General features: G+C 65.3%; 27 protein-coding genes and 1 tRNA gene. 17 read left to right on the plus strand and 11 right to left on the minus strand.

Translation table 11 applies throughout. From position 1 onward, the window contains the following. Window positions 1-45: 45 nt before the first annotated feature. The 4 genes from OWC48_RS40795 to OWC48_RS40810 form a co-directional block, all read right to left on the minus strand. On the minus strand, window positions 46-447 hold the full coding sequence (locus OWC48_RS40795) for an SRPBCC family protein (RefSeq protein WP_282525095.1): 402 nt from the start codon (window positions 445-447) through the stop codon (window positions 46-48). A gap of 138 nt (window positions 448-585) precedes the next feature. After that, window positions 586-945, minus strand: a complete 360-nt coding sequence (locus tag OWC48_RS40800; protein ID WP_282525066.1) for a VOC family protein — start codon at window positions 943-945, stop codon at window positions 586-588. A gap of 55 nt (window positions 946-1,000) precedes the next feature. Then, the gene (locus OWC48_RS40805; RefSeq protein WP_282525067.1) at window positions 1,001-1,840 is read right to left on the minus strand and encodes a helix-turn-helix transcriptional regulator; all 840 of its coding nucleotides are present in this window, start codon (window positions 1,838-1,840) and stop codon (window positions 1,001-1,003) included. 96 nt (window positions 1,841-1,936) lie between these two features. Beyond that, complete coding sequence (locus OWC48_RS40810; protein ID WP_282525068.1) at window positions 1,937-2,515, minus strand: methylated-DNA--[protein]-cysteine S-methyltransferase; 579 nt, start codon at window positions 2,513-2,515, stop codon at window positions 1,937-1,939. 171 nt (window positions 2,516-2,686) lie between these two features. Between OWC48_RS40810 and OWC48_RS40815 the strand changes: the two genes are divergently transcribed. After that, window positions 2,687-2,760 (plus strand) — tRNA-Gly (locus OWC48_RS40815). 66 nt (window positions 2,761-2,826) lie between these two features. Here OWC48_RS40815 and OWC48_RS40820 read toward each other — a convergent pair. After that, window positions 2,827-3,531: a pYEATS domain-containing protein gene (locus tag OWC48_RS40820; protein WP_282525069.1), complete on the minus strand. Its 705-nt coding sequence runs from the start codon at window positions 3,529-3,531 to the stop codon at window positions 2,827-2,829. 286 nt (window positions 3,532-3,817) lie between these two features. On the opposite strand from OWC48_RS40820, the gene OWC48_RS40825 reads away from it, so the two are divergent. The 11 genes from OWC48_RS40825 (at window position 3,818) to OWC48_RS40875 (ending at window position 14,184) form a co-directional block, all read left to right on the plus strand. Then, window positions 3,818-4,399, plus strand: a complete 582-nt coding sequence (locus OWC48_RS40825; RefSeq protein ID WP_028160282.1) for a helix-turn-helix domain-containing protein — start codon at window positions 3,818-3,820, stop codon at window positions 4,397-4,399. Then, a complete protein-coding gene (locus OWC48_RS40830; RefSeq protein ID WP_282525070.1) occupies window positions 4,399-4,911 on the plus strand; it encodes a GNAT family N-acetyltransferase in 513 nt (170 codons plus the stop codon). Before OWC48_RS40825 ends, OWC48_RS40830 begins: the two co-directional genes overlap by 1 nt. Window positions 4,912-4,913: 2 nt before the next feature. After that, window positions 4,914-5,378: a GNAT family N-acetyltransferase gene (locus OWC48_RS40835; protein ID WP_282525096.1), complete on the plus strand. Its 465-nt coding sequence runs from the start codon at window positions 4,914-4,916 to the stop codon at window positions 5,376-5,378. A gap of 88 nt (window positions 5,379-5,466) precedes the next feature. Continuing rightward, window positions 5,467-6,510 carry a LacI family DNA-binding transcriptional regulator gene (locus OWC48_RS40840; RefSeq protein WP_282525071.1) on the plus strand — a complete coding sequence of 348 codons (1,044 nt, stop codon included), beginning with the start codon at window positions 5,467-5,469 and terminating at the stop codon, window positions 6,508-6,510. Window positions 6,511-6,592: 82 nt separating this feature from the next. After that, window positions 6,593-8,050, plus strand: a complete 1,458-nt coding sequence (gene xylB, locus OWC48_RS40845) for a xylulokinase (protein ID WP_282525072.1) — start codon at window positions 6,593-6,595, stop codon at window positions 8,048-8,050. Continuing rightward, window positions 8,047-9,369, plus strand: coding sequence for a xylose isomerase (xylA, locus tag OWC48_RS40850; protein WP_282525073.1), 1,323 nt, complete (start codon window positions 8,047-8,049; stop codon window positions 9,367-9,369). Before xylB ends, xylA begins: the two co-directional genes overlap by 4 nt. A 12-nt stretch (window positions 9,370-9,381) precedes the next feature. After that, window positions 9,382-10,140, plus strand: coding sequence for an ATP-binding cassette domain-containing protein (locus OWC48_RS40855; protein WP_014491326.1), 759 nt, complete (start codon window positions 9,382-9,384; stop codon window positions 10,138-10,140). Then, complete coding sequence (locus OWC48_RS40860) at window positions 10,140-11,222, plus strand: ABC transporter permease (RefSeq protein WP_282525074.1); 1,083 nt, start codon at window positions 10,140-10,142, stop codon at window positions 11,220-11,222. Before OWC48_RS40855 ends, OWC48_RS40860 begins: the two co-directional genes overlap by 1 nt. 94 nt (window positions 11,223-11,316) lie before the next feature. Beyond that, window positions 11,317-12,249, plus strand: coding sequence for a sugar-binding protein (locus tag OWC48_RS40865; protein WP_282525075.1), 933 nt, complete (start codon window positions 11,317-11,319; stop codon window positions 12,247-12,249). A gap of 102 nt (window positions 12,250-12,351) precedes the next feature. Continuing rightward, window positions 12,352-13,329, plus strand: a complete 978-nt coding sequence (locus OWC48_RS40870; protein WP_282525076.1) for an aldo/keto reductase — start codon at window positions 12,352-12,354, stop codon at window positions 13,327-13,329. A 3-nt stretch (window positions 13,330-13,332) separates the two neighbouring features. Continuing rightward, complete coding sequence (locus tag OWC48_RS40875) at window positions 13,333-14,184, plus strand: amidohydrolase (protein WP_282525077.1); 852 nt, start codon at window positions 13,333-13,335, stop codon at window positions 14,182-14,184. 180 nt (window positions 14,185-14,364) lie between these two features. Here OWC48_RS40875 and OWC48_RS40880 read toward each other — a convergent pair whose 3' ends face one another. The 4 genes from OWC48_RS40880 to OWC48_RS40895 form a co-directional block, all read right to left on the minus strand. Continuing rightward, window positions 14,365-14,730 carry a nuclear transport factor 2 family protein gene (locus OWC48_RS40880; RefSeq protein ID WP_282525078.1) on the minus strand — a complete coding sequence of 122 codons (366 nt, stop codon included), beginning with the start codon at window positions 14,728-14,730 and terminating at the stop codon, window positions 14,365-14,367. Between the two features lie 154 nt (window positions 14,731-14,884). Then, a complete protein-coding gene (locus tag OWC48_RS40885; RefSeq protein WP_014491332.1) occupies window positions 14,885-15,235 on the minus strand; it encodes a RidA family protein in 351 nt (116 codons plus the stop codon). A 153-nt stretch (window positions 15,236-15,388) separates the two neighbouring features. Further along, window positions 15,389-16,306, minus strand: coding sequence for a PHB depolymerase family esterase (locus OWC48_RS40890; protein ID WP_282525079.1), 918 nt, complete (start codon window positions 16,304-16,306; stop codon window positions 15,389-15,391). Between the two features lie 3 nt (window positions 16,307-16,309). Continuing rightward, on the minus strand, window positions 16,310-17,968 hold the full coding sequence (locus OWC48_RS40895; RefSeq protein ID WP_282525080.1) for an FAD-binding dehydrogenase: 1,659 nt from the start codon (window positions 17,966-17,968) through the stop codon (window positions 16,310-16,312). A 248-nt stretch (window positions 17,969-18,216) separates the two neighbouring features. Here OWC48_RS40895 and OWC48_RS40900 point away from each other — a divergent pair, with 248 nt between their 5' ends. The 5 genes from OWC48_RS40900 (at window position 18,217) to OWC48_RS40920 (ending at window position 22,664) form a co-directional block, all read left to right on the plus strand. Next, window positions 18,217-18,738 (plus strand): hypothetical protein, encoded by a 522-nt coding sequence (locus OWC48_RS40900; protein ID WP_282525081.1) that lies wholly within the window; start codon window positions 18,217-18,219, stop codon window positions 18,736-18,738. 121 nt (window positions 18,739-18,859) lie between these two features. Beyond that, complete coding sequence (locus OWC48_RS40905; protein WP_028160269.1) at window positions 18,860-19,054, plus strand: hypothetical protein; 195 nt, start codon at window positions 18,860-18,862, stop codon at window positions 19,052-19,054. 24 nt (window positions 19,055-19,078) lie between these two features. After that, the gene (locus OWC48_RS40910) at window positions 19,079-19,669 is read left to right on the plus strand and encodes an SCO family protein (protein ID WP_212450248.1); all 591 of its coding nucleotides are present in this window, start codon (window positions 19,079-19,081) and stop codon (window positions 19,667-19,669) included. A gap of 231 nt (window positions 19,670-19,900) precedes the next feature. Beyond that, window positions 19,901-20,836, plus strand: a complete 936-nt coding sequence (locus tag OWC48_RS40915) for a transporter substrate-binding domain-containing protein (protein ID WP_282525082.1) — start codon at window positions 19,901-19,903, stop codon at window positions 20,834-20,836. A 184-nt stretch (window positions 20,837-21,020) separates the two neighbouring features. Next, complete coding sequence (locus tag OWC48_RS40920) at window positions 21,021-22,664, plus strand: lysine--tRNA ligase (RefSeq protein ID WP_282525083.1); 1,644 nt, start codon at window positions 21,021-21,023, stop codon at window positions 22,662-22,664. 62 nt (window positions 22,665-22,726) lie between these two features. On the opposite strand, the gene OWC48_RS40925 is transcribed toward OWC48_RS40920, so the two are convergent. Both OWC48_RS40925 and OWC48_RS40930 read right to left on the minus strand, forming a co-directional pair. Continuing rightward, window positions 22,727-23,479, minus strand: coding sequence for a carbonic anhydrase (locus OWC48_RS40925; RefSeq protein WP_063985922.1), 753 nt, complete (start codon window positions 23,477-23,479; stop codon window positions 22,727-22,729). A 125-nt stretch (window positions 23,480-23,604) separates the two neighbouring features. After that, window positions 23,605-24,258, minus strand: coding sequence for a helix-turn-helix transcriptional regulator (locus OWC48_RS40930; protein WP_282525084.1), 654 nt, complete (start codon window positions 24,256-24,258; stop codon window positions 23,605-23,607). Window positions 24,259-24,439 lie beyond the last annotated feature (181 nt).

A 24,439-nucleotide genomic window follows, 5' to 3' on the forward strand; every position in this document is an offset into this window, starting at 1 on the left:
GCGGCCATCGTTAGGGCCGGCGAGGGCAGGGCTCTGTGAGAAAGATCACGCCGCCACGGCCGGGAACGCCCGGTGTATCGCGGCGACGGCGTCCCTGGTCTGCCCCTGGACGTAAGCCGCAAGCTCGTTCGGCAGCATGTCGATGATCCAGACAAGGCGGCAGCTCGTCTCGCCCTCGGCGATCACCTGCACCGAGGCGCTGTAATGCCTCAGCCGCTCGTTGTTGATGGCGTAGACCAGCCGCTGCCGCGCATCGTCGCAATCGACCAGCACCTCGCGTGCCACTGATCCATTGGCGAAGGTGACGATGCGTGCATCGCCGTCGAGCGTGCAGGCGGTGACGAAGCCCGGCGCCAGCCGCTGAGGCAGCGCTCCGAAATCTCGTACGGCGTCCCAGACGTCGCGGGCGGGAACGGGGAGGGAAATGTCGTTGTGGATGGAGGCCATGAAGGTGTCCTTGATTGGGAAAGTCGTCACCACAAACACCGTCATTGCGAGCGTAGCGAAGCAATCCAGAGATGTTTCCGCAGAGACAATCTGGATTGCTTCGTCGCAAGAGCTCCTCGCAATGACGGAGGAGAGAGCTCACACACAAACCGCCTCGATGTTGTTGCCATCGGGATCAATCAGGAACGCCGCGTAGTAGGTCGGGCTATAGTCCTTGCGCGGGCCGGCGCCGCCATTGTCGCGGCCGCCGCTCTTCAGGCCCTCGCTGTGGAATGCCTTGACCGCGTCATGGTCCTTGGCGCGGAAGGCGATATGCGCGCCGTCGGCCTTGCGTCCCTTGTTCAGGTGCAACCAGAGCGCCGGCTCGCCCTTCGGCCCGAAGCCCCCATAGCCGTCGCCGCTGGAGCACAGGGCGTAGCCGAGCGGGGCCAGCACCGCGGTGTAGAAGCGCGTGGCGGCGTCGAGGTCGGCAACACGCAGTCCGATATGGTCGTACATGATCGTCTCCATTGCAAAGCGCGCCGCAACTGGCGCGCGCCGGAGACGACCCTATTCAGTTGAGGGTCGCGCGCTCTTGGAGAATCTTGCGCTCGCCCTTCGATGCCTGCCGGAACTTCGTCGGCGACACGCCGGCGGCGCGATGGAAGGTGCGGACGAAATTGGAGAGATCGCCGAAGCCGACGTCATAGGCGACGTCGGTGACCGCGATGTCATCATCTGTCAGCAGCCGCGCCGCGTGGCGTAGCCGCGAGCGCACCAGATATTGATGCGGGGTGACGCCGAGCACGGCCGAGAACAGCCGCAGGAAATGGAACGGGCTGAGGCCCGCCTGCCGCGCCGCCTGTTCGAGATCGACCTCGGCATGCGAGTTGGCGTCGATCCACAGCGCCGCTTCGACCGCGCGGCGGCGGTCGCGTGCGGTGGGCGTGGCCGGCTTCCGCGCCTTGCCCGAGACGACATCGACGAAGCGGCCGGCCAGAATTTGACCGACCTCGTCGAGACCGAGGTCGCTGTTGCCATCTGCGGCCGTCTGGGCGAGTTCGCCCAGCACCATCAGCTCGGGCAGCGGCGGTGTCGCGCCGACCTGCCAGATCTCGCGCCGTCCCCCGAGGGCATTGACCATGTCTTCGCTGAAGAAGAAGCCCAGGCAGACGTCGCCGCTGACATGCTCATGCGTGCAAGTGTATTCCTCGCGGGGAGCGCCGACCAGCATCGAGCCCGCCACCAGCTCGAAGAAGCCGGCGCGGCACTGGCAGCCGAAGCTGCCGGAGCGGACATAGGCAATGGAATGGCCGGTGCGGCACTCCGCGAACGGTTTGTCGTCCGGTCCCGCATCGCAGCGAAACTCGGAGACGATGATCGATTGCGTGGTCAGCAGCGTGGTCGCGTCCATGCCACCTATCTAGGCATGATCCGGACAAGTGTGTAGCGGTTGTCCAACAAGATCATGCCTAAAAAAACGGAGCTAAAGTGCGATCGAGATCGCGCCTTAGCTGGAGGGCCTCGGTGGGGCAACGGGCAGCAGCACCTCGAACAGCGTCTTGCTCGCGACCGGATGCGCGCCCTCGAGCGCCAGCAGCCGCCGCTTGGAGATCACCCCGCCGTCAGGCGAGAGCCGGTCGGCGTAATTGCCGGCCTCCAGCACCCGGTGGCAGGGCACGATCAGCATGTAGGGATTTTTGGCGATCGCCTGCGCCACCGAATGCGCGGCGCCGGAGGCGCCCAGCGCCTTGGCGATCTCGTGATAGGTGCGCGTCTCCCCGCGCGGAATGGCGCAGGCGGCTTCATAAACGCGCCGGTGGAAGCCGGGCACGCCGCCGGCGTCCAGGCTGACCTCGGAAAAATCAGGGTCGCCGCCCTGCAGAAGGCCCACGATGCCCTCGATCGCAAGCTCGGCATTCAGCGGAGGCTGCTGCTCGCGCGCCTCGGGATGGACCGCGAAAATCCGGCGGCGGGTGTCGATCTCCCGCGCCTCCGGCAATTGCACGGCAACCACACCGGTGCTGCTCCAGATGATGCCGCAGCGCCCTATGGCCGTGTTGAATATCGCGTAGCCACGCCCCACCATGCACACGCCCCACTCAGTGCACGTCTCCCCAGACGCGTGATCATAACACCGCCACAATCCGGCGCACCCAAAATCTTGCCAGGACGTTAACATCCGTCCGGCTGACCGCGCCAAAGCGCTTGGCGAGGGACGCCGTCTCGGCTAATCAGGGTTGGCGTGAGACGCGCATTCGCGGGCGTAGTTCAATGGTAGAACGGCAGCTTCCCAAGCTGCATACGAGGGTTCGATTCCCTTCGCCCGCTCCAATTTTTTTGCCGATGGGCGTCTTACGGCAGCAAGCCAGCTCACCCATTGCGCCGCCGACCTTGAGATCATGCCTCTCGAAAGGCTTTCGGGAAGGTCGTGTCTGCCGAGAGGTCAAGCTCCAGCAGCGTGTTGCCATGGTCGGCAATCGCCCCGACCGTAAAAGCACCCCACGCCAGTACTGTGAGCCGAGCTTGATCGTTGATCGGATTGACCGGCTGCACCGCGGGGTTGAACGTTTCGTGCAGATGAAACGCGACCGGATCGACCAATTTTCGGTCGAGGCCCGTAACTGCAAGATCAATCCTGAACCATCCCGGCCGCACGTCGGAAGGTTGGACGGTAGCCGACAGGCGTAGGCCATTCTTGGCTGCCTCTCTGCCGAACTGGCCTTTGTTCTTGTCCTCCGGGTCTTCAATCGGCATTTGTGGAGCGTGCCTGGTTGTTACGGACGGAGCCAGGATTGCCATCTTCGGGGCCGCAATTTCTGTTTGTCTGGATTTCAGCTCCTCCGTTGCTGCGGCAACATCTTGAACGCTTCTTTTGACCGCTGAGATCTCCGCCGTAATCCCCCCGGGGAGAACGACTTTGGTCAAGCGGTCTCGGAAGATCAGGACGACCCCGATTACGACCGCGAGTCCCAGCAGAAACTTCGTGCTCTCGTCGGCGGTGATCTTGATGGCGCCGAACATATTGAGAATGCCAAGCGCGAGACACACGATCGCGATTATCCAAAGCCCTGCACTGACGATGGCGTCCGAATTGGTGGGCATGGCTACACCCGCTAATAGATCTCGAGCCTGAATCCGAATGGCCCGATAGAACTGGCAATCAGGAAACTCTACCCTGCTGCTTCTCAAATGCAATCGACGTTGGATTGTACCCGCCTTGGTTGTCGAATTAAGCACGGGCCTCATTGCGATGTTTGGCCTCCAAAGATTCCAATATATTAGCCCTTCGCTCCCGGCACACACCGCTTCCCCGGCCTAAGCTCTTCTTGCCCCGCGGATGCGGTCCTTGCGTCGGGCAATGTTCGGATGACGGCCAGGACCAGCAACCATGGACCAGCAGAAACTCGACCGTGCGATCGGTCGTCGCTTGAAGACGTTGAGGACGCAGGCGGGCATGACGTTGAACGAACTCGCGACGCGCTCCGGTGTCAGCCGGGCCATGATCGGGCGGGTGGAGCGGGCGCAGAGCAGCGCCACCGCTGCGCTGCTCAACAAGCTCTGCGCGGCGCTCGACGTCACCCTCAGTGACGTCGTCGCGCTCGCGGAGAAGCCACCGGAGCGGCTGATGCGGCTTGCCGACCAGCCGCTTTGGCGCGATCCCGACAGCGGCTATCGGCGGCGGCACGCTTCGCCGCCGGATGCGGCAAGCGGCATCGAGATCATCGTCGTCGATCTGCCGGCCGGAGCGCGCGTCTCCTACAGCCCCTGGGGCCGCAACGCGTTCACCCAGCAGCTGCTGATGCTGGAGGGCGCGGTCTGCGTACATATCGACGCCAAGACGGTGCGCTTGCGCGATGGCGATTGTCTCGATTTCGACGTGATGCGGGCGGTGACCTTCGAGAACGAAACCAAACAGGATGCGCGTTACGTCATCATCACGCGGCGCGGCACATCGTACGGGAAAATGTGATGCCGCTGATCGTGCGGGACGCCACGCTGGAGGATGCCGAAGATATTTTGGCCATCTACAATTACGCCGCGATCAACACCACGGCGGTGTGGACCGACGGACCGGCTGATCTGGCTTCGCGGCGCGAGTGGATGTGCGCACGGCAAGCGGCCGGCTATCCCGTGCTGGTCGCGATGAAGGGCAGGGACGTCGTCGGCTTCGCATCATTCGGCGATTTCCGCCCCTGGCCCGGTTATCGCCACACCGTGGAGAATTCGGTCTATGTCGGCGAGCAACATCATCGGCTCGGTGTCGGCCGCAGCCTGATGGCCGCGCTGATCGAGCGCGCCACTGCGCTCAACAAGCACACGATGGTCGCCGCGATCGAGGCCTCGAATTCCGCCTCGACCGGGCTGCACGCGTCGTTCGGCTTTGCCGAGGTTGGCCGTATGCCTGAGGTCGGCTGCAAGTTTGGCCGCTGGCTCGATATGGTCCTCATGCAGAAGCGGCTTTCCAGTGAGGTGAGGCCGTGACGATGCAGGTGCGCACCGGCGATACCTTTGATCCGCGCGTCATTGCGCTGCTCGACCATCACGTCACGGCTGCGCGGGCGCAGACCGCGCCGGGCAGCGCCCATGCGCTCGATCTCGCGGGGCTCCGTGCGAGCGACGTTGCGTTCTGGACCGGCTGGGACGGCGAGACGCTGGTCGCCACCGGCGCGCTGAAGATGCTCTCGGCCGACCATGGCGAGGTGAAGTCGATGCACACGCTGCAAACGACGCGGAGGCGCGGCTTCGGCGGCCGGATGCTGCGCCACATCGTGACTGAGGCCCGCGCGCGCGGCTTGAAGCGGCTCAGCCTCGAGACCGGCTCGTGGGATTATTTCAAGCCCGCGCATGCGCTCTACCAGGCGCACGGTTTTGTGCTCTGCGGCCCGTTCGAGGGCTATGCCGAGGATCCCAATAGCCTGTTCCTGACGCGCGACCTGACGGGCGACTGAGGCCGCGCGGAGCAACCTCGGCCCGAAAACATCGCCGTGCGTCTCAAAATGAGTTGCGTACCTCAAAACACCTCGATAACCTTCAGCCATGGCCGATACTCTCACCGCGACCGCGCTGACGTTGAAGGACATCGCCCGCGAGGCGGGCGTCAGCCTCGCGACGGTCGACCGCGTCCTGCACAACCGCCCGGGCGTGCGGCCCGATACGGTCCGGCGCGTCAAGGCGGCGATCGAGCGCAACGCCTTCCAGCCGCATGTCGCGGCCGCCGAGCTCGCCCGCAGCCGTGCCCGCCGCTTTGCCTTTGTCATGCCGGCGGGGCCGAACCCCTTCATGCAGCAGATCGAGGCCTATCTCGGCGAGATGTCGGCCTGGCTCTCAGCCCGCCGCCTCGGCGTCGAGATGGTCGCCACTGACGTGTTCGACCCGTCCGTGCTCGCGGCCTCGCTGGAGACGCTGTCTGGCGATTACGACGGCGTCGCCGTGGTGGCGCTGGACCATCCCGGGGTCCGCGCCGCGATCAACGATCTCGTCGACGCCGGGACCAGGGTCGTGACGCTGGTCTCGGACGTGCCGTCCTCGCGTCGCCACCATTATGTCGGCATCGACAACATTGCGGCGGGACGCACCGCCGGCGCACTGGTCGGTCGGCTGGTCGGCCAACGGTCCGGCAAGGTCGCGATCGTCGCGGGCTCGCAGGGCCTGCGCGACCATTCCGAACGCATCTTCGGCTTCAGCCAGGTGATGGCGTCGGAATTCCCCGATCTCAGCGTGCTGCCGGTGCTGGAGGGGCGCGACGAAGACGGCCGTTCGGAACAGGTTCTGGCGCGGCTGCTCGGCAGGCATGCTGACATTGTCGGCCTTTATAACGTCGGCGCCGGCACGCAAGGCGTCGCCAAAGCGTTGAGCGATGCCGGCCGCGGCAAGCAGGTGGTGTTCGTCGGACACGACGTCACCGCACTGACGCGCCGGCTGCTGTTGCAGGGCGTGATGGATGCCGCGATCTCGCAGAACCCCGGGCATGAAGCGCGCGCCGCCGTGCGCGTGCTGCTCGCGCTTGCGCGCGGCGAGCCGATTTTGCGCGAACAGGAGAAGATCAGGATCGACATCGTGATGCGGGACAATTTGCCTTAGGGGCGGGTGGATTTCAAAACGGTCCGTTGCGGAAAGGGCGACTCTGAGATCGCGCACCGCATCAGGCGAAAGGGAGGACGGCGTGTATCTCGGTATCGACATCGGCACATCCGGTGTGAAAGCGGTGCTCGTGAGCGAAACCGGCGCGATTGTCGCGACGGCCGCGCGCGAGCTTGCGCTGTTGCATCCTGCGCCGCTGTGGTCCGAGCAGGATCCCGACGCCTGGGTCGATGCGGCGGTTGGCGCGGTCGACGATCTCGCCGCCCGCCATCCGCGCGAGGTCGCGCAGGTGCGCGGCATCGGGCTGTCCGGCCAGATGCATGGCGCGACGCTGCTGGACGAGGATGGACGGCCGCTGCGCCCCGCTATTCTGTGGAACGACGGCCGCTCGCATGCCGAATGCGTCGCGCTCGAGCGGCGCTGCCCGTCGCTGCACACGATCGCCGGCAATCTGGCAATGCCCGGCTTCACCGCGCCAAAGTTACTCTGGGTCGCGCGGCACGAGCCGCAAATCTTCGAGCGCGTGGCAAAGGTGCTGCTGCCAAAGGCCTATGTGCGTTATCGCCTCACCGGCGAGATGGTCGAGGACATGTCCGACGCCGCCGGCACGCTGTGGCTCGATGTCGGTCTGCGCCGCTGGTCGGCGCTGCTGCTGCACGCCGTCGGGCTCGATCTCCACCACATGCCCCGCCTCGTCGAGGGCAGCGAGGTCAGTGCAGTGCTCGCGCCGGAATTCGCGCGGCGCTGGGGCATGGCCAATGATGTCGTGATCGCCGGCGGTGCCGGCGACAATGCCGCGAGCGCCATCGGGCTCGGCGCGATCGCACCGGGTGATGCGTTCCTGTCGCTCGGCACCTCCGGCGTGGTGTTCCGCGTCACCGACCGGTTTGCACCGGCGCCGGCTTCGGCCGTGCATGCGTTCTGCCATGCGCTGCCCGGCCTCTGGCATCAGATGGGCGTGATGCTGTCGGCCGCGGCTTCGCTGGCCTGGCTCGCGGGCGTGATGGAGACGCCGGCCGCCGCGCTCCTGGCGCCGCTCGGCGAGCGTGTCGACGGACCGAGTTCGATAAAATTCCTGCCCTATCTCGACGGCGAGCGCACGCCGCACAACGATGCCGCCGCCAGCGGCGCGTTCGTCGGCTTGCGCGGTGCGACCGGGCGCAGCCAGATCGTGCAGGCCGTGCTGGAAGGCGTCGCCTTCGCCGCGCGCGACAACCTGGCGGCGCTGAGCGCGGCCAGCGGGCCGATCGCGGAGGTCGATCTCGTCGGCGGCGGCTCGCGCTCGCCGCTGTGGGCGCAGATCTGCGCCGATGTGCTCGGCATTCCCGTCCACCGCGTCGAGGAAGGCGAGGTCGGGGCGGCGCTCGGCGCCGCACGGCTCGGCCGGCTCGCCGCCACCGGCGAAGATCCCGCGGACGTGTGCAAGCGCCCGCGGCGGCTCGCGAGCTTTGCGCCCCGCGCATCCGTCACAGCGGCCTATGACGAGGCCTATCGGCGGTGGCGCGAACTTTATCCTGCGTTGAAGGAGAGCCTTAAGTGAACGCATCAGCGAAATTCTTCGATGCAAGCGCCCCTGTCGCCTTCGGCGGCAAGGATGCGGGAAACACGCCCGCCTTCCGCTGGTACGACAAGGACCGGCTCGTCCATGGCCGCAGGCTCGAGGATCATCTGCGCTTCGCGGTCTGCTACTGGCATTCGTTTTGCTGGCCGGGCGGCGATCCGTTCGGCGGCGAGACCTTTCTGCGCCCCTGGCATCAAGGTGCTGATGCCATGGCGCAGGCACGCGCCAAGGCCGATGTCGCCTTCGAGCTGTTCCGCCTGCTGGACGTGCCCTTCTTCACCTTCCATGACGTCGATGCGGCGCCGGAAGGCACTTCGCTCAGCGAGTCCGTCGCCAATCTCAACGCGATCGCCGATCTGTTCGAAGCGAAGATGGCCTCCGCAAAAGTCCGCTTGCTCTGGGGCACCGCCAATTTGTTCACGCATCGCCGCTACATGGCGGGTGCCGCGACCAATCCCGACCCCGAGATCTTCACCTATGCCGCCGGCCAGGTCCGCGCCGCGCTGGAGGTGACGCACCGACTCGGCGGCCAGAACTATGTGCTGTGGGGCGGCCGCGAGGGCTACGAGACGCTGCTCAACACCGATCTCAAGCGCGAGCTCGACCAGCTCGGCCGCTTCATCTCGCTGGTCGTCGAGCACAAGCACAAGATCGGCTTCAAGGGCCCGATCCTGATCGAGCCGAAGCCGAAAGAGCCGACCAAGCATCAATATGATTTCGACGTCGCCACCTGCTACGGCTTCCTGGAACGCTACGATCTCCTGAACGACGTCAAGCTCAACATCGAGCAGAACCACGCCATTCTTGCCGGCCACTCCTTCCATCACGAGGTCGCGCTCGCCGAGGCGCTCGGCATCTTCGGCTCGCTCGACGTCAATCGCGGCGATGATCTGCTCGGCTGGGACACCGACCAGTTCGCGATGAACGTGCCGGAGCTGGCTCTGGTGTTCCACGAGATCCTGAATCGCGGCGGCTTCACCTCGGGCGGGCTCAATTTCGACGCCAAGATCAGGCGGCAGTCGATCGACCCCGACGATCTGATCCATGCCCATGTCGGCTCGATGGATGCCTGCGCGCGCGCGTTCCTCGCCGCCGCCGACATGCTCGATGCCGGCGCCCTCACCGCACCGCTCGCGCAGCGCTACGGGGGATGGGCGGGGCCCGAGGGCCGGGCCATTCTCGGCGGCCAGCGCTCGCTCGCCGAACTTGCCGACCGTGCGCTCAGCCCCGGCTTCGACCCGCGGCCGCGCTCGGGGCGGCAGGAATATCTGGAATCCCTGGTCAATCGCTACGTTTGAGGAAGGCCGCTGATGACAAAGGCTGAAGCGACACCGGTCCTCGAGCTGACCGGCATCGGCAAGGAGTTCGGCGCAATCCGCGCGCTGCACGGCGTCGACCTGCAGGTCCAGCCCGGCGAGGTCGTTGGCCTGATGGGCGACAACGGCGCGGGCAAGTCCACGCTGGTCAAGATCATCGCCGGCAATTTCCGTCCCAGCCATGGCGAGATCCGCTTTGCCGGCAACGCCGTCCATTTCAACCGGCCCGTCGATGCCCGCGGCGTCGGCATCGAGGTCGTCTACCAGGACCTCGCGCTCGCCGACAATCTGACGGCTGCTGCCAACGTCTTCCTCGGCCGCGAGCTGAAGCGCAGGTTCGGCCCGCTCGCATTGCTCGACCACAAGGCGATGGCGGCGCGTGCGCTGGAGCTGTTCGGCGAATTGCGCTCGGAGACGCGCCCCGACGATCTCGTCAAGCAGATGTCTGGCGGCCAGCGCCAGGCGGTTGCGATCGCGCGGACGCGGCTCTCCAACGCGCGGCTGGTCATGATGGACGAGCCGACCGCCGCGATCTCGGTGCGCCAGGTCGAGCAGGTGCTCGGCCTGATCCATCGGCTGAAGGAGCAGGGCGTCGCCGTCATGCTGATCTCGCACCGCATGCCCGACGTGTTCGCGGTGTGCGACCGCGTGATCGTCATGCGCCGCGGCGAGAAGCGGGCGGACAAGCCGATCCACCAGACGTCGCCCGAGGAAGTCACCGCCCTGATCACCGGCGCGAAGGAGGCTGCGTGATGGCCATGCCCTTGGAATCTCCGATCAGCTTCACCAATGTCGGCCGGATCAAATGGTGGCAGCGCGGCATCTTCGCCTCCCAGACGGGCTATGTCCTGCTCGCGCTGGCGATGCTGCTGGTGGTGATGCATTTCGCCAGCCCCTATTTCTTCACCGAAGGCAACATGCAGAATGTGGCGAAGAATTTCTCCTTCATCGCCATCGCCACCCTCGGCGTCACCTTCGTGATCATCACCGGCGGCATCGATCTGTCGGTCGGCTCGATGATGTGCTTCTCCGCCATGATCACCTCGATGGTCATGACGGAGCTGTCGGCGCCCGGCTCGCCCGCAGGCTCGCTGTTCGTGCATATGGCCGCTGACGGCAAGACCGTGCTCGCCAACGTGCCCGGTCTGATCCTCCTGATCTCGATCCTTGCGGGGCTCGGCGTCGCGCTGATCGCGGGCCTCGTCAACGGCTTCTGTATCGCCGTGCTCGGCCTGTCGCCTTTCGTCACCACGCTCGGCATGCTCTCGATCGTGCGCGGGCTCGGCTATGTCGTCTCCAACGGCCGCGGCAGTTTTCCGGGCGGGCCGGATGCTGATTACTTCTACGCGCTCACCTCGGGCGACGTGCTCGGCGTGCCCGTGCCCTTCATCTATCTCGTGATCCTCGCGCTGGCGATGGCCGTGGTCCTGCACCACAGCTCGTTCGGCCGCCACGTGTTCGCGCTCGGGGGCAACGAGAAGGCCGCCGAACTCACGGGCATACCGGTCGTGCGGGTGAAGATCGAGGTCTATGTGATCTGCGCGCTAGCCGCAGGGCTGCAGGGCATCATCATCTCCGGCTGGCTCGGCTCGGCGCCCGCTAACATGGCGACGTCCTACGAGCTCAACGTGATCGCGGCGGCCGTCATCGGCGGTGCCAACCTCGCCGGCGGCATCGGCGGTCCGTTGGGGGCCATCGTCGGCTGCGTGCTGCTGGAAGTGATCCGCAACGGCCTCGTGCTGGCACAGGTCAGCTCCTACTGGCAGCAGACGCTGGTCGGCGTGATCATCATCCTGGCGGTGCTGGTCGACCGCATCCGCTCGCGGATGACCTGAAATGACGTCGTTCCGGGAGGGCAACGAAAATGTCGCCTGTCCGCTCCCCGGACGATCTTAAGAGGATGGGCGCCAGAGAAGGGTGGAGGAAACAATGAGGAAACTTCTTCTTGCCGGCATCGCGGTCGCGATAATGGCGACGCCGGCGTTTGCCGCGAACTACCGTTTCGTGATCGTGCCCAAGGCGATGAACAATCCGTTCTTCGATTTCGCGCGCGACGGCTGCCTGAAGCGTGCCAAGGAGCTTGGCAACATCGAGTGCATCTACAAGGGGCCGGTGGAGCATGAGCCGGCGACGCAGGCGCAGATCATCCAGGACTTCGTTACCCAGAAGGTCGACGGCCTCGCCATCTCGGTCGCCGACGTTGCGGCCATGACCAAGTCGATCGAGGCGGCGACCGCGGCCGGCATCCCCGTCATCACTTTCGATGCCGATGCGCCTGGCTCCAAGCGGATCGCCTATATCGGCACCAACAACAAGGAGTTCGGCGTCGCGCTCGGCAAGGAGCTCTTGAAGCTGCGGCCCGATGGCGGCAAATACGCGATGGTCTCGGGCGGTCCGGGCGCCAAGAATCTCGCCGAGCGCGTCGACGGCGTCCGCGAGGCGCTGAAGGGCTCGAAATGGACCGAGGTCGCGGGCTCGCCGACCTTCTGTAACGACGATCCGGCGCTGGCGGTCCAGCAGATGACGGATATGCGCACCGCAACACCCGACCTCGCCGCGATCGTTCCCATCGGCGGCTGGCCGATGTTCGCCCCCGAAGGCTTCAAGGCCTTCGCCTCCAGGAATAAGAAGGACATCGACTCCGGCAAGTTCACGCTGGTCGTCGCCGATACGCTGAAGATGCAGCTCGAGCTGCTGCGCGACGGCTATGCCAATGCCCTGGTCGGCCAGCGTCCGTTCGAGATGGGTGAGAAGGCGATGGACACGCTGCTCGCCATCAAGAAGGGCGAGAAGGTGCCCGAGATCGTCTATACCGGCCTCGATCTCGTGACCAAGGACAACGTTGCGCAGATGTTGAAGTAGGAGCGTCGCCAGCCCCGTGCTCCTGCGAGCCTCTACCGCTTGCGGTTTCCGCAAGCGGGAGAGATGATTTGGACCGTTGGAAGACTTTGGAAAGCAATGGGAATGAAACGGTCGCGGCTCGGCTCTCTCGACGTCACCTCAATCGGTCTCGGTTCGGCCCCGCTCGGCGGATTGTTCACCGCCGTCAGCGACGCCGATGCGCTCGCCACGATCGAGCGTGCCTGGTCGGCCGGCATCCGCTTCTACGACACCGCGCCGCTCTACGGCTTTGGCCTCGCCGAACGGCGGCTCGGCGCTTTCCTGCGGCAGCAGCCGCGCGACTCCTACGTCATCTCGACCAAGGTCGGTCGTCTGCTGCGCGCGCCTGATGGCGCGGCCGCCGAGGACGAGCACTACAAGGGCACGTCGCGCGAGCGGCCGGTGTTCGATTTCTCCTATGACGGCGTGATGCGTTCGGTGGAGGAGAGCCTGACGCGCCTTGGGCTCGACCGCATCGATGTGCTGCTCGTGCATGATCCCGACGATCACTATGACGACGCCGTGGCCGGCGCCTTCCGCGCACTCCAGCGCCTGCGCGCCGACGGCACGGTCAAGGCGATCGGTGCCGGCATGAACCAGTCGGAAATGCTGCTCCGTTTTGCGGAAGCCGTTCCGGTCGACTGCTTCCTGCTCGCCGGCCGCTACACGCTGCTCGACCAGGGCGCGCTGGATGCGCTGCTTCCGGTCTGCCGCGAGAAGAACATCGGCATCCTGCTCGGCGGCATCTACAACAGCGGCATTCTGGCCAATCCGCATTCTGGCGCGAAGTTCAACTATCAGGACGCCGACGCCGGGCTGATCGCGCGTGCGCTCGAGCTCGACGAGCTGTGCCGCAAGCACGGGACCGAGCTGAAGGCCGCCGCGCTCCAGTTCTGCATGGCCCATCCGGCGGTCACAATTGCCGTGCTGGGCGCGCGCAACGCCGCGGAAGTTTCCGACAACATCGCAATGTCGGAGAAGGCGGTGCCACAAGCCTTCTGGCAGGAGCTGCGCACGCGCAAATTCGTCGACGCACGCGCGCCGTTGCCGGGCGGAGCGTGAGGCATGATCGTCGACGGTCATCAGCATTTTTGGGATCCGTCGCGCGCCGACTATCCCTGGATGGAAGCGCCGGAATTGGCCTCGATCCGCCGCGCCTTCGGCCCCGCCGATCTCGCGCCGCTGTTGAAAGCAAACGGCATCGACGCGAGCATATTGGTGCAGTGCCGCTCCGCGCTGGAGGAGACCGAGGAATTCCTGCGGATCGCGCATGCGACGCCCTCGGTGATTGGCGTCGTCGGCTGGGCCGATCTGACGGGCGGTGCGCTTGGCGACACGCTCGATCGCCTGCGCGCTTCGCCCGGCGGCGACAAGCTGGTCGGCATCCGTCACCAGGTGCATGACGAGGCCGATCCGGACTGGTTGCTGCGCGAGGACGTTCAACGCGGCCTCGCCGCAACGTTCGCTCGCGATCTCGCCTACGATTTCCTCGTCCGCTCCCGCGAATTGCCCGCCGCGATCGCAACCGCGCAGGCCTTTCCGCAAGCGCGTTTCGTGCTCGACCACGCCGCAAAACCGCCGATCGCCGGTGGCGGAAGCGCCGAATGGGCCGATCGCGTCGCGGCTCTCGCGGCCTGCGGCAATGTCTGGTGCAAGATTTCGGGCCTCGCGACAGAGGCGGTGTGGAGTGACTGGGATGCCGAGCGGCTGTTTCCGTTCGTCCAACATGCCGCAACATGTTTTGGCGAGGATCGCCTGATCTTCGGCTCGGACTGGCCGGTGTGTCTGCTTGCCGGGAGCTATGGCGAGATCAAGCGGGCGCTGGAAGCGTGCCTGGCGAAGCTTGGGCCGCAGGTGCGGGAAAAGGCGTTCGGGGTGAACGCGAAGAGAGCCTATCGGCTGGCAACTGCAAGCTAAGGGCGGGGCTCTTGCTTACCCTCCCCTGGAGGGGGAGGGTCGATCGCGCGCAGCGCGAGCGGGGTGGGGTGATCTCTCCGCTCGGGCACCGCATCGGTGCGACTGTCACCCCACCACGTCTCACATTTCGCTGCGCTCAATGTGAGCCGACCCTCCCCCTCCAGGGGAGGGTAAGAGACGTCACGCGCCCGCGGGCACCTGGTCCAGAAATCCCGTGATGCTCCTGATCCGCCCGTCCTTCAGCACGGCGAAGTCGGTGCACTTGATCGGGCTGTCGACACCGTCGGGACCGAGGCCCCACGAAAAGCGGACATGCTCGCCGTAGCCATTGGGCTCGCCGATCAGCGTGAACTTGAAGTCGGGGAAACGCTGCTGCACGCCCGCGATCAGCGCGTCGATGCCGTCCCGGCCGTCGCCCTTCATCAGGGGATCGACATAGCTCGCATCCGCCGTCCAGTTTTCGCTGAGCAGTTCGCGACGGCGGCCGCTCGCGCGCTCGTTCCAGAGCTCGATGTAGCGGCGGGCGATGGTGACGGGGTCGGTCATGGTGCTCTCCTTCGATGGCGCCGTGTTCGGCTGTCTCGACTATCGAAGGTTCGCACGCGTAGATCGATTACCTCGGAGGTCATGCGTACGCAGAAAAGAAGCGCGATGATGCTCTCATCGCGCTTCGGACGTTCGCAACAATTTCAGCGCAAATTTACTTCGCCGCGGTGACCATGATCTCGACGGTGTACTGAGCCGCCGCGAGCTTGGCTTCGACGGTGGCGCGAGCCGGGGTGTTGCCGGGCGAGACCCAGGCGTCCCACACCGCGTTCATCTCGGCAAAGGTCTTCATGTCGGTGATGTAGATCGTGGCCGAGAGCAGCTTCGACTTATCGGTGCCGGCCTTGGCGAGATGGCTGTCGATGGTCGCCAGGATGTCCTGGGTCTGCTTCGTGACGCTTTCACCGGCGGCCTTGTTGGCGACGACGCCGGCGAGATAGACGGTGTTGCCGTGCACGACGACCTGGCTCATGCGCGGGCCGGTTTCGAAACGCTGAATGCTCATTGTGGGATCTCCTGGTGGGAATGGCGGCCCTGTCTAACCCAGCGCCCCCTGCTCTGCCACCCCCGGCACGCATGCGTTGCCAAGCACGCATGCGTTGCCAGGCACGCATGCGTTGCCCGGCACGCATGCGTTGCCAGCCGATGCATGCGTCGTTCACGGAAACTGACTGAAAAACGACCAGATCGTCTCGGCGCCGTCGATGTCGCGGTTCTGCGGCCCGAGCAGGCTGGTTGCAACCTTCGGGAAGCGGGCATCCGGAGCGAAGCCGGGCATGCGGTGGCCGCCATGGTTGATGCGATAGAGCACGACGTCGTGCCCTTTGGGGCAGCGTGAGGAGATCCGCGTGACCGTAGACTGATCCGCGGGTGCCTTCTCGGGCAAATCGGTCACCTCGGCGTCGTCGGTCTCGCAACCATTGAGCTTGCGCCAGAAGGCCAGCGTCTCTTCGGTGGACCAGAACCCGTCTGCGGCATAATAGCTCGATCCGCGTCCGCCCTCGTAGGGGACCAGCGGATCGGCCGTGCCGTTGATGAGCAGCATCGGCAACGGCCGCGATGGATGGCAGGTGACTGCGGCCTCATCCGTGAGGTTCATGATCACGCTCGCGCCCGCCGCAAACAGATCGGCGCGCGCGCAAACCAGCGTCATCGCCATGGCGCCGCCATTGGAGATACCGGCGACATAGACACGCTTCGGGTCGGCGGTGCCGTTCGTGACCAGCGTCTCGACCAGCTTTGCGATGAAGGCGACGTCGTCGGTGCCCTCGGGCGGGCCACGCAGCGCCGGTCCCGCCTTCGTCCTCGCATCGGCCCAGGCATGGTTGAGCCCGTCGGGAAAGACCACGGCAAAACCTTCGCGCTTCGCGACCTGTGGCCACGCCGTTCGCGCGACCATGTCGGCGCCGCGCTGGGTCTTGCCGTGCAACACAACCACGAGCGGCACTAGCCGCTTCGCCGGCAGTTGCGCGGTGTAGGATCGCTTCACGCCGTTGACGTCGATCGTATCGGCGGATGCGGCCGAGGCTGCGGCCAATGTCGCAAGAAGCGCCCCGATCCGCATCCACCTCCGCATGATCTAGCCCACGGCCTTCGCCGCGGCGCGGCCGGCATTGCGGCCCGAGAATAGGCAGCCGCCGAGGAAGGTGCCTTCCAGCGAGCGATAGCCGTGCACGCCGCCGCCGCCGAAGCCGGCGGCTTCGCCGACCGCATAGAGGCCGGGAATGACGCTGCCCTCGCTGCCGAACACGCGCGAGTCGAGATCGGTCTCGAAACCGCCTAGCGTCTTGCGGGTGAGGATGTTGAGCTTGACCGCGATCAGCGGCCCCTGCGCGGGATCGAGGATGCGATGCGGAGACGCGGTGCGGATCAGTCTGTCGCCGATATAGCGCCGCGCATTGTGGATGTTCATCACCTGCGCATCCTTGACGTAGGGATTGGCGATCTCGCGGTCGCGCGCCTCGATCTGCATCCTGACGTGCTCGAGCTTGAGGAGGTCGCTGCCGGCGAGCTTGTTCATGGCCGCGACGAGATCCTCGATCTTGTCGCGTACGATGAAGTCGACACCATGGCTTTTGAATGCCTCCACCGGCGCCGGCGCGCCCTTGTTGGTGGCGCGGCGCAGGGTCATCCGCCAGCTCTTGCCGGTCAGGTCAGGATTCTGCTCCGAGCCCGACAGCGCAAATTCCTTCTTGATGATGCTCTGGGTTAGGATGAACCAGGAATAATCATAGCCCGTGGACATGATGTACTGGAGCTGGCCGAGCGTGTCGGAGCCGGGAAACAACGGCGCTGGCAGCCGCGTGCCTGTCGCGTCGAACCACATCGAGGACGGGCCGGGCAGGATGCGGATGCCGTGGCGCGGCCAGATTGGATTCCAGTTCTGGATGCCTTCGACATAATGCCACATGCGGTCGCGGTTGATCAGCCGCGCGCCCGATTTCTCGGTGATGCCGATCATGCGGCCGTCGACATGCTCGGGCACGCCGGAGATCATGAACTTCGGCGGCTCGCCAAGCCGCTTCGGCCAGTTCTGCCGCACCAGCTCGTGATTGCCGCCGATGCCGCCGGACGCCACGATCACGGCCTGCGCTTTCAGCGCGAACTCGCCGACCACGTTGCGCGACGAGCTCTTGCCACGCTCGACATTGTCAGGGGCGAGTACGGCGCCGCTGATGCCATCCACCGTGCCGTTGGTGATGGAGAGCGCATCGACGCGATGGCGGAACCTGAAGGTCAGCCGGCCGCTCTTCATGGCCTCGCGCGCGCGGCGCTCGAACGGCTCGACGATGCCGGGGCCGGTTCCCCAGGTGACGTGGAAGCGCGGCACCGAATTGCCGTGGCCCATCGCGTCGTAGCCGCCGCGCTCGGCCCAGCCGACCACCGGGAAGATGCGATGCCCCATCGCGCGTAGCCAGTCGCGTTTCTCGCCCGCCGCAAACGCCACATAGGCCTCGGCCCACTGGCGCGGCCAGAAATCCTCGTCGCGGTCAAAGCCGGCGGTGCCGATCCAGTCCTGCATTGCGAGATCGAAGGAGTCCTTGATGCCGAGCCGGCGCTGCTCGGGAGAGTTGACCAGGAACAGGCCGCCGAACGACCAGAACGCCTGGCCGCCGAGCGACTGCTCGCCTTCCTGGTCGACCACGATCACGCGCTTGCCGGCGTCGGCAATCTCGGTTGCGGCCACCAGTCCCGATAGTCCCGCGCCGACGACGATGACGTCTGTTTCTTCCGCCATAGGTTCCCCCCTGTAGTTGTCCGGATTGAAGCCAGCCGTTGCAACTGAGATCAAGGGCTTGGCGCGTAAGACCTCGTTAACTGTTCCAGTTTGGGACCGAGTCGGACCTGGTGCAGCGCGGGCGCAACACTGGATTTGAATTTGTTTTGAGCCAGCCGGCGTGCCTAGACAAAACCACGGTTACGACGGACGCTAGCAACGCATCACCACCTGACACGCAGATTCGAATTCGACTGGGGCGGGGGACAATGAAGTTTCTGACGGGGTTGCTCGCGGCGGTTCTCCTGATCGCGGGCATGGGGGCTTCTCACGCAGTGGTTCGGATTGCGGATGACCGCGGTGGCCGGATCGGAACCTACGTCGACAAATACCAGGACCTGCGCCAGTCAGGCGACACCGTCATCATCGACGGCCTCTGTGCCTCGGCCTGCACCATCGTCCTCGGCGCCATTCCGCGCGACCGCATCTGCGTGACGTCACATGCCACGCTCGGCTTCCACGCCGCTTGGGATTTCGGCACCAACGGCCGTGCCGTCACCAATTCCGAGGCGACCCAGATGCTCTACGCGATGTATCCCTCGCAGGTGAGGCGCTGGATCAACCAGCGCGGTGGCCTCACCCCGCACATGCTCTTCCTGAGGGGCAAGCAACTCCAGGCCATGTACAAGCCCTGCTACCTCGACGCGCAGGCCTCGACCAACCGCCCCCTGCGCCGGGCTCTCCCGCAAGCGGAACAGCTGGAGTCCGCTCGGGGCCAGCTGCTTCGCTGACGTCATCGGCGTGATCTGATTCCGGGAAGTATTCCTTGGAACACCCGCGGCGCTTGCCCGGGCCCGGGCCAACGCCTATTTGAATGGCAAGGGAACCGGGGCCTTCGCCCCGATCGTTGTCATGGCTCAACCACTGCACCCGGCCCAACCGCTACAGGACAATTCGCCCACTGCCGGCCGGCTGCCGTTCGTGCTGCTGTTGGCTGGCGCGGGGATCGGCGGTCTGGTCGTGCTCGGCGCGCTGGCGCTCTGGTTCCACTACGGCAGCCAGGTGTTCTTCGAAATGATCAGGACCGGCTTTGCCGCCTGCTTCTGACCTGCGACAGGAAGTTTTCCGCTCATGAGCTCTGCCGCCCGTCCGCTGGTGATCGCGACCGCCTTCGCTGCAAGCCTCGTCGTCGGACTGCTGATCGTGTTCTGGGCGATGGGCGGGGTCAGCAAGGTGGCGCAGCCGGCCGCGATCGGCGGCCCGTTCCAGCTCACCGACCAGCACGGCAAGGCCGTCACCGACAAGAACCTGAAGGGCAAGCCGACCCTGATCTTCTTCGGCTACACCCATTGCCCCGACGTCTGCCCGACCTCGTTGTTCGAGATCTCGGAGGTGCTGCGCGCGATGGGCAAGGATGCCGACAAGGTCAACGCCGTCTTCATCTCGGTCGATCCCGAGCGCGATACGCCGGCGACGATGAAGGACTATCTGTCGAGCTTCGACCCGCACCTCGAAGGGCTCAGCGGCGACCCCGCCGAGACCGCCAAGGTGATCACCTCCTACCGGGTCTACGCCAAGAAGGTCCCGACCAAGGACGGTGACTACACCATGGACCACACAGCGCTGATCTACCTGATGGACCGCGACGGGCGGTTCGTATCGCCGTTCAACATGAAGCGGACGCCGGAAGAGGCCGCGGCCGATTTGAAGCGGTATCTTTAATCCAGCCGTCATGGCCGGGCTTGTCCCGGCCATCCACGCCTTGGTGTGCGGGACGAAGAACGAGGATGCCCGGGCCTTCGCCTCGCCGGAGGGGCTTCGGCCCGGCAGGCGGGACAAGCCCGGGCATGACGACCGAGAGACCTCTACCACGGCCGTAATCGGCGCTCGCGTTCCCGGCGGGATGGTCTATAACGCCCTCCGATCCCAACGAAATTCGTTCATTTCCCGCCGATGGCCCCGTCGCGACAGGCAAAATCGTCCAAAACCGTGCGCCGCGTCCTGACCGGGCTGGTCGTCGGTGCTTGCCTCCTCGCAGGCCCGCCCTCCGCAAAGGCGCAGGCGCCCGCCAAGCAGCCCCCGGCGGCACCCCAGGCCACGCCGCAGGTCGCCCCTCAAGCCGCTCCCCAGGCCGTGCCCGGCTTCTGGGACCCGCGGCGGCGGCCCGAGCGGCCCGACCTGTCGCGCCTGACCGTGATCCGCTTCCTGACCGAGACCGACTATCCGCCGTTCAACTACACCGGCGCCGACGGCAATCCGGCCGGTTTCAACGTCGATCTCGCCCGCGCGCTGTGCGAGGAGATCAAGGTCACCTGCACGGTGCAGATGCGCCGCTTCGAGACCCTGGTCGACGCGCTCTCCTCCAACCGGGGCGATGCCATCATTGCCTCGATGGCGGTGAGTCCGCAGCTCCGCGTCCGCGTCGATTTCACCGATCCCTATTACCGCGTGCCGGCGCGCTTCGCCTCGCGCAAGGATGCGGTGATGCCGGAGATCCGGCCGGAATATCTCGAGGGCAAGAAGGTCGGCGTGATCGGCGGCTCCGCGCATGAAGCCTATCTCAAGGCGATGTTCACCGACGCCGAGCTGCACCCTTATCCCAACGACGACGCGATGCGCGCAGCCTTGCGCAAGGGCGAGGTCGATTTCATCTTCGGCGACGCCATCTCGCTCGCGTTCTGGATCAACGGCACGGATTCCGGCGATTGCTGCGCCTTCTCCGGCGGCCCCTTCGTCGAGAGCCGCTTCTTCGGCGAGGGCATTGGCATCGCCGTCCGCAAGGGCAACGACGTGCTGCGCCAGGCCCTGAACTGGGCCCTGTTCCGCGTCTGGGAGAAGGGCCGCTACACCGATCTGTGGCTGCGGTATTTTTCGGTGAGCCCGTTTTAGTCCTATTGCTGCCGCCTCCGTCGTCATTGCGAGGAGCGTAGCGACGAAGCAATCCAGAGTGTCTCTGCGGAAAGATTCTGGATTGCTTCGCTACGCTCGCAATGACGGCGGAGGCGGCTCCTTCACTCCACAAAATTGCATTCTGCCCGGAAATCGCTATTTTCCGCGGCCCGGAGGCCCCTGAATGTCTGTCATCGATCTTGCTGCGAACCCGAGCGATCTGCGTGCGCTCGCCGAACAATCCAACGCCTGGCCGTTCGAGCAGGCGAAGGCCATTGTTGCGCGGCTGAAGAAAAGCCCGAAGGACGAGGTGCTGTTCGAGACCGGCTATGGGCCCTCGGGCCTGCCGCATATCGGCACGTTCGGTGAGGTCGCGCGCACCTCGATGGTGCGGCATGCTTTCCGCGTGCTCACCGAAGACAAGATCAAGACGCGCCTGCTGGCGTTCTCCGACGACATGGACGGGTTTCGGAAAGTGCCCGACAACGTCCCCAACAAGGAGATGCTTGCCGCGCATCTCGGCAAGCCGCTGACGCGGGTGCCGGATCCGTTCTCCAACGAGTACCCGTCGTTCGGGCACCACAACAACGCGCGGCTGCGCGCGTTCCTCGATCATTTCGGCTTCGACTACGAGTTCGCGAGCTCGACCGACTACTATACGTCCGGCCGTTTCGACGCGACGTTGCTGAAGATGTTAGCTGCCTACGACAAGGTGATGGCGATCATCCTGCCGACGCTCGGGCCTGATCGCCGCGCGACCTATTCGCCGTTCCTGCCGATCAGCAAGACCACCGGTGTCGTGCTCCAGGTCCCGATGATCCGCCGCGATGTCGCGGCCGGCACGGTGACCTATGTCGATCCCGATACCAACCAGGAAGTCGAGACGCCGGTGACGGGCGGCAACGTCAAGTGCCAGTGGAAGGCCGACTGGGCGATGCGCTGGGTCGCGCTCGGCGTCGACTACGAGATGGCCGGCAAGGATCTCATCGACTCCGTGAAGCTGTCAGGCGCGATCGCCAGGGCGCTCGGCGCCACGCCGCCCGAAGGTTTCAACTACGAGCTTTTCCTCGACGAGAAGGGCCAGAAGATCTCGAAGTCGAAGGGCAACGGCCTCACCATCGACGAATGGCTGCGCTACGCCTCGCCGGAATCGCTGTCGCTGTTCATGTATCGCGAGCCGAAGGCGGCCAAGCGGCTGTACTTCGATGTCATCCCGCGCAATGTCGACGACTACCAGCAGTTCAGCGACGGCTTTGCGAAGCAGGATGGCAAGCAGCAGCTTGGCAATCCGGTCTGGCACATCCACAACGGCCATCCGCCGAAGGGCGACATGCCCGTCACGTTCCAGCTCCTCTTGACGCTGGTGTCATCGTCGAACGCGGAGAATGCCGAGACGCTGTGGGGCTTCATCGGCCGCTATCGTCCCGGCGTGAGCCCGCAGACGCATCCGAAGCTCGATGCGATGGTCGGCTATGCCATCAACTATTATCGTGACTTCGTGGCGCCGACGAAGCAGTTCCGCGAGCCGACCGAGGTTGAGCGCGCCGCGTTGCAGGATCTGCGCGATGCGCTGTCGCAGCTTCCGCAGGAATCCTCGGCCGAGGACATCCAGAACGTCGTCTACGAGATCGGCCGCCGCGAGCCGTTCCTCGACCAGGTCAAGAAGGGCAAGGACGGCCGTCCGGGCGTGACGCTCGACTGGTTCAACATGCTCTACCAGGTGCTGCTCGGCCAGGAGAAGGGCCCGCGCTTCGGCTCCTTCGTTGCGGTCTACGGCGTGCAGAACGCGGTCAACATGATCGACGGCGCGCTGGCGCGAAGCGCGTAGTAGATGCCGTACGTAGCCCGGATGTCGCTACGCTCATCCGGGCTACGGATTTGAAGCGCGCCTCAGATCGAGCGCAGCACGAAGCGCCGGTTGTCCTTCTGCACCGGGCGCGCGTTCATCGGATAGAGCTTTGCGAACGCGGCGACGTCGGTGGCCGAGACCTGGATCGGGTCGGTCAGCAGCAACCATTCGACCACCTCCGAACAGGGCGGAGTCGTCAGCGAGCCGGAGTAGCGGAAGTAGCTCAGCCTGTGCGGCAGCATGGCGTGGGGATCGATGGCTGCGTCGGCTTTCACCGCGGGGCCTTCCGCCGCGGGCATGGTCTTGACGATCTTGCCGAAGGCCGTGTTCGGCTTGCCTTCCGCCATCAGCACGCCGACCACGGCGAGCCCGCCGGCATCGTTGCGATGCACGAAGTGCGCTTCCATCGGAAAGTTCTTGCCGCCGATCATGTGTTCGCTCGGCCGGTGGAAGTGCACCTGGAGCAGCTTGTATTTGACGTCGCCGAGCGTGAGCGTGCTGCCTTCGGCGAAGTTGAGCTGGATCGTGTGTCCGTTGTTGACGATGGTGTCGGCGCTCTTGCCCCAGTTCAGCTTCAGAACAGGTAGTTGCGACTTGATCGTCCCCTCGATGTCGATCGGCGATTGCTGCAGGCCGACCGCGCAGGCCTTGTTGGCCGCGTCGAGATCGCCCCATTTGGCCGGGCCGCCGGCGCCCTCGTAGCTCCAATGCGTGCCTTCGGCGGCAAAGGCCGGCTTGCACAGCGGACAAAGCGCGAGACCCGCCAGGGCCTTCAATGCGTGACGGCGATTCATCATATCCCCCTGCGATGAATTGGATCGGCAAAATCGGCCGCAACCTATGCGAGAGGGGCGGTGAGTCGCAAGGTCGCCGGGGCGAGAAGCGGCGCGGCCGGCGTCATGGTCCGGTCACGACGCAATCACTGGCTCGCCCACACGATTCGTGCGATCCAGCCGACGTCGCTCGGCGCCATCGTGTGCTCGGCCTGCGATGCATCGAGCGGCTGCAATTCCAGTGCCTTTGCCGTGCGGCGCTTCAGCGTCGCGACCGTCACCTCGCCCGCCTTGGTCTTCACCACCACGCGATCGCCTCTGCGGATCGGCGCGCGAGGAGAGATCAGGATGACGTCGCCGTCGCGATAGGCCGGGGCAAGCGCATTGCCGGAAATCTCCAGCGCAAAAGCGCGACTATCCTCGGCGGTGGGAAGCGCAAGCTCGGTCCAGCCCTTGCCGGATGGAAAGCCGGATTCGTCGAAAGCGCCGCTCGCGCCGGCTAGCGCGAGGCCGAGCAGCGGCACCGAGCGGCCGTCGCTGGCGTCGTCACCGATCAACCCGGCAAAGGTGTCCATCGATGAGCCGGCCGCCGCCAGCGCTTTCGCGATCGATTCGGTGGATGGCCAGCGCTCGCGCCCGTCGGGGGTGACGCGCTTGGACTTGTTGAAGGTGGTGGGATCGAGCCCGGCCCGCTTGGCGAGGCCGGACGGCGAAAGGCCGGCACGCTCCGCCAGCCGATCCAGCGCTCCCCAGATCTGGTCGTGAGTCAGTATCCTCTGCGCTTTGGCCTGTCTGACCATGGAAGGTCCAGCCCGTCGCAACTCAGGAAAACTGTCCTCAAATCAACCGGTTTTCCGTTTTTCGCGCAAGGGGTGGCGGGGGAAGCATTTTCAAGCGAAGCGGATACCGGTTCGTGTCGGGAAAACGCGTCAAAACAAGAATTTAAAGCTCCGTTCCGATTTCATCGGAACGGAAATGGCT

Source organism: Bradyrhizobium sp. Arg816 (genome assembly GCF_029989365.1).
Lineage (GTDB): Bacteria > Pseudomonadota > Alphaproteobacteria > Rhizobiales > Xanthobacteraceae > Bradyrhizobium.